The sequence below is a fragment of the Terriglobales bacterium genome (assembly GCA_035624475.1).
Lineage (GTDB): Bacteria > Acidobacteriota > Terriglobia > Terriglobales > Acidobacteriaceae > DASPRL01.
On record DASPRL010000235.1, the window covers coordinates 1 to 4,397 of the forward strand.

Consider the following 4,397-nt stretch of genomic DNA (forward strand, 5'->3'; position numbering starts at 1 on the left):
TGGCGGCGTGCAGGCCATGCTCGCGCAGGCGCCGCGCCACCATCTGGGAGAGGCGGGCGAGCGTGGCCTCGAGCGCTTCCTGGTCGGCGGTGTCGTGGGAGAAGGTGTGCTCGTGGCTGATGGACTTGGGCTCCTCGCCCGCGCCCACGGGGGCGTCGAACCAGCCGCCGGCGTCGAGGCCGTGGGCCTTGCCGGCCAGCGCCAGTCCCCACTTGCCGAAGCGGTCTTCTAATGTCTTCTCGTCGAGGCGGGCGAGGTCGGCGACGGTGCGTACTCCCAAGTCGTGCAAGTGCTTCTCCATGACCTTGCCCACGCCGGGAATCTTGCGGACTTCGAGCGGCGCCAGGAAGCTCTGCTCCTGCCCGGGCAGCACCCAGAGCACGCCGTTGGGCTTGGCCTGGTCGCTGGCCACCTTGGCCACCAGGCGCGAGTTGGCGATGCCGATGGAGCAGTTGAGGGCGGTCTCCTGGCGGATGGCCTCGTGCAGGGCGTGGGCGGACTTGAGTGGCGGGCCCTGCAGCTTCTCGGTGCCGGTCATGTCGAGACAGGCCTCGTCGATGGAAGCCATCTCCACGAGCGGCGAGAAGCGCTCCAGCACGGCGAAGACCTTCCGCGAATATTCGCGATAGCGCTCGGGATGACCGTCGAGGAAGATGGCCTCCGGGCAGAGCTTGTGAGCGGTGCGCAGCGGCATGGCCGAGTGCACCCCGAACTTGCGCGCCTCGTAGCTGGCGGCGGCGCACACCCCGCGCTCGTCGGGGCGCCCGCCTACCACCACTGCCTTGCCCTTCAGCGAGGGATCGAAGAGCTCTTCCACCGAGACGAAGAACGCGTCCATGTCGAGGTGGAAGTAGGTGTGGGCGGCGGAGGGCATGGCTCTGCGGGTATTGTAGCGAGGAGTTAGGAGTTGGGAGTTAGGAGTTAGCGGGGCGCGGCGACGAAAAGCTCACCACAAAGGACACGAAGGAAAACACGAAGGGCACGAAGGAGAGCTAACTCCTAACTACAAACTCCTGACTCCTGCCGGCGTCACCTGGGCCCGTGGCGGGCGTCACTGACAGGAGTGAGGCCGCCGGGTCAGGCTTTTCTCGGGGCAGAGTGCGGGAAGGAGGTTGCCATGAGCACCGCCAAAATCATCCCCTTCGCGCCGGAGTCGGCAGAGAGCCGAGCCGCCGTGCAGCGCTATCGCCATCTTTACCGCATGGCTGGAAGGACCATTGAATTCGGTGAGACCGTCAAGCTGGTAGGCATCGTGGTCGGCGGCGTGCTGGTGGTCGCGGCCGCGGTCGCTTACCAGTTGGGCCGCGCGGCCCCTGCCGGGTTTCCGGAGACGGCGATGACGCTGCTCGGCTGCGCGTTCCTGGCCGTGCTGGCCGCGCACTTGTGGGACCGGCTCTTCCGCGCGCGCGGAAAGGGGCTGCAGGAGGCCGTCGACGCCTTGGTCCAGGCTTCGACGGAGCTGACCGAGATCCAGCGAGCAGAGGTGCGGTCGCTGCGCCGGCGGGCGGTGGAGCGGGAGAACGCAGCGTAGGCCGGCGGGACGCCGGCGCTACAGGAGGGGGCGGATCAGAGATCCGCCCCTACACGAGCCTACTGGTTGTACCGCTTCTTGTAGAACTCGAGCTGCTGCTTGATCTGCTCCGGGGTCAGGCCCTTGGTCCACTTGTGGTAGTCGGAGTCCATCACCTCCTTGGTGACGCCGGGCATGAGCGCTTCGGCCTCAGGGATGAACTCGGTGTAGAAAGTCTTCGAGACCTCGTAGAAGCCGTGCCACTGCGTGTAGTCGGGGCCCTGCATGGAGGCGCCCATGCGCGCACGGCGGCCCTGGTGGTGCCAGAGCTCGTAGTAGGTCCACTCGATCTTCTCGTCGAAGGGAGTAGGGGTGAGCTTGCCGGCGGCGCGCAGCTTGTCCATGATCTGCTTGGCGGGCTTGGCGAACTTCTCGTTGTAGAGCCCGATGGTGTCTTCGTACTGCTTGTAGAAGTTCTCCACCCAGCCGGAGGCGTGGCAGTTGGAGCAGACGTCCTCCATGTTGGCGCGGCGCTTCTCCCAGTTCTCCAGGCGGATGCTGATGACGGGGCGCAGGGTGAAGCTGATGCGGTCGCCCACGTCGTGGGTGATGGGCTGGTTGGGCGTGGCGCTCATGTGGCAGGTGGAGCAGGTGGGCGCGGCCGAGTAGTCCTTGCCCACGACCCAGCTCTTGGAGTCCAGGTTCATCTTGGCCAGGTTGGCGCGGAACTGGATGCCGTGCTTGGACTCGTTGTAGATCTCGATCTGGGGATGGTCGGGGCCCATGTGGCATTTACCGCACTCCTCGGGCTGGCGGGCCTGGGCGGCGGAGAAGCTGTGGCGGCCGTGGCAGGCGGCGCAGCTTCCGCGGCTGCCGTCAGGATTGACGCGCCCGATGCCGCTGTTGGGCCAGGTGGTGTAGTCGAATTTGCCTTCGCCCAGGTACTTGACCTCGCTGCCGTGACACTGGCGGCAGCCGTTGGCGGCGGCGGGGCCGCCTTCCACGATCTCGCCCAGCATGTTGTCGAGCGACCCGATGAACTGCGCTGCCTGGGCGTGGTGGCTCTTCTCGAACTCCGCCGTCTCCTTCTCGTGGCAGGGCGCGCAGTAGTTGGGGGTGACGATGACGGCGATCTTGTGGCCGTAGTGGTCGAAGGTGGCGGGATCGCCGGCGCGCGCCTTGTGGCAGGAGTAGCAGTCCACGCCGCTGCGCGCGTGCGCGCTCTCTTTCCACTGCTCGACGATGCCGGGGGTGGTGGAGGAGTGGCAGTCGAGGCAGGCCTGGCCCTCGGCGGAGACGCGGGGCCTGGGGGCGGTTGGCTTCTGGGCAAAGGCGAGTGAAGCGGCCAGCAGAACAACGAGAAGAAGAGAGCGGCGCATGGGGACCTCCTGCGTGCGGAAGCTAGCGCTTGGGTATGAGGGCCGACAACAGGGGAATCCTACCACTACAAAGCAGGGGGAGTCAGTGGTGAGAAGTCAGGAGTCAGGAGTTAGGAGTCAGCGGGCAGCCAAGCGGACGGCCGTGCTTACCACCCATCCGATCGCCACGAGGAAGAGCAGAATGTAGATCAATGCGAGCGAGGCACCCCAGCGCTCGGTTTGGTCCCTCCGCGAGCCCCTCGCCTTGCGGGCCACCAGGAGATCCAGCGAAAACAGAACCAGCAGAAGAACCACAGCCCATTTGAACGCGACCCAGTCCATGAAGAGCGGAGCAACCGAAGCTGCGGCGGTGAGAAAGGCCGAGACCCAAGCCAATACCAACCAGCCCCTGCGCCCGCGGATTGGGACGGCAACCTCGTTCACGGCGGCACGATTCTACTGCATGGCAACGTTGTTGAGAGCCATAGGGGTCCCTCGCTCTGCTCGGGATCAAGAAGAGAGCGCCGCGTCAGCTACCAGCTACTAGCTACCGGCTACCGGTTCTCCTACAATGCGCCCAATGGCGGAACCCGGCCAGCTCGACCTCACCTTCCAGATGCCGCAGCGGCAGGTGTGGACGGTGCGCGACCTGATGGGCGCGCTGCGCGCCACGCTGGAGCGCGACTACGGCGACGTGTGGGTGGAAGGCGAGGTCTCGAACTACCGTCCTGCCGAGTCCGGCCACCTCTACTTCACGCTCAAGGACGGCGAGGCGCAGCTCAAGGTGGTGATGTTCCGCTCGCAGGCGCGGCTGCTGAAGTTCCGCCCGGAGCACGGCATGCAGGTGCTGGCGCGCGGGCGCGTCACCCTGTACGAGGCGCGCGGCGACCTGCAGCTCTCCGCCGAATACCTGGAGCCCAAGGGCGCGGGCGCGCTGCAGATCGCCTTCGAGCAACTGAAGGCGCGGCTGCAGGCGGAAGGGCTGTTCGAGGCGGCGCGCAAGCGGCCGCTGCCGGCGCTGCCGCGGAGCATTGGAATCGTGACCTCGCCGCGGGGCGCCGCCATCCAGGACATCCTCAACATCCTGAAACGACGCCACGAGAGCGTGAACGTGCTCATCTACCCGGCGCAGGTGCAGGGCGAGACCGCGGCAGCGGAGGTGGCGGCCGGGGTGGCGTGGTTCAACCGTGCGGCAAATGTGGATGTAATCGTGGTGGCGCGCGGCGGCGGCTCGCTGGAGGACCTGGCCGCGTTCAACGACGAGGCGCTGGCGCGGGCCATCGCCGCCAGCCAGATTCCGGTGATCTCGGCGGTGGGGCATGAGACCGACTTCAGTATCGCCGACTTCGTCGCCGACCTGCGCGCGCCCACGCCCTCGGCGGCGGCCGAGCTGGTGGTGCGCGAGAAGCAGGCGGTGGTGGACAGTCTCGCCCAGCTGCGCGCCCGGCTCGAGCGCCTGGCCGCGCGGCCCCTGCGCGATCTCGAGCGGCGGGTCGACGAGCTGACCGCACGCTTGCGCCGCGAGATGC

Annotated in this window: 5 protein-coding genes; 2 read left to right on the forward strand and 3 right to left on the reverse strand. The window is 67.0% G+C overall.

All coding sequences use genetic code 11. The annotated features are described in order from the left end of the window. Positions 1 to 874, reverse strand: an 874-nt coding sequence (dinB, locus tag VEG08_09795) for a DNA polymerase IV (GenBank protein ID HXZ28274.1), incomplete at its 3' end; no start/stop codon positions are given. Between the two features lie 243 nt (positions 875 to 1,117). Here dinB and VEG08_09800 point away from each other — a divergent pair. After that, positions 1,118 to 1,531, forward strand: coding sequence for a hypothetical protein (locus tag VEG08_09800; GenBank protein ID HXZ28275.1), 414 nt, complete (start codon positions 1,118 to 1,120; stop codon positions 1,529 to 1,531). Positions 1,532 to 1,590: 59 nt separating this feature from the next. Here the strand turns inward: VEG08_09800 and VEG08_09805 are convergent, their stop codons facing one another. Further along, a complete protein-coding gene (locus tag VEG08_09805) occupies positions 1,591 to 2,889 on the reverse strand; it encodes a multiheme c-type cytochrome (GenBank protein ID HXZ28276.1) in 1,299 nt (432 codons plus the stop codon). Between the two features lie 117 nt (positions 2,890 to 3,006). Further along, positions 3,007 to 3,312, reverse strand: coding sequence for a hypothetical protein (locus tag VEG08_09810; protein HXZ28277.1), 306 nt, complete (start codon positions 3,310 to 3,312; stop codon positions 3,007 to 3,009). 136 nt (positions 3,313 to 3,448) lie between these two features. Between VEG08_09810 and xseA the strand changes: the two genes are divergently transcribed. Further along, the coding region (xseA, locus tag VEG08_09815) for an exodeoxyribonuclease VII large subunit (protein HXZ28278.1) at positions 3,449 to 4,397 on the forward strand (949 nt) is incomplete at its 3' end.

Bases quoted from the DNA above. Each gene is read 5' to 3' on its own strand.
- VEG08_09805 (HXZ28276.1), bottom strand. From the start codon at position 2,889: ATGCGCCGCTCTCTTCTTCTCGTTGTTCTGCTGGCCGCTTCACTCGCC.
- VEG08_09800 (HXZ28275.1), top strand. From the start codon at position 1,118: ATGAGCACCGCCAAAATCATCCCCTTCGCGCCGGAGTCGGCAGAGAGC.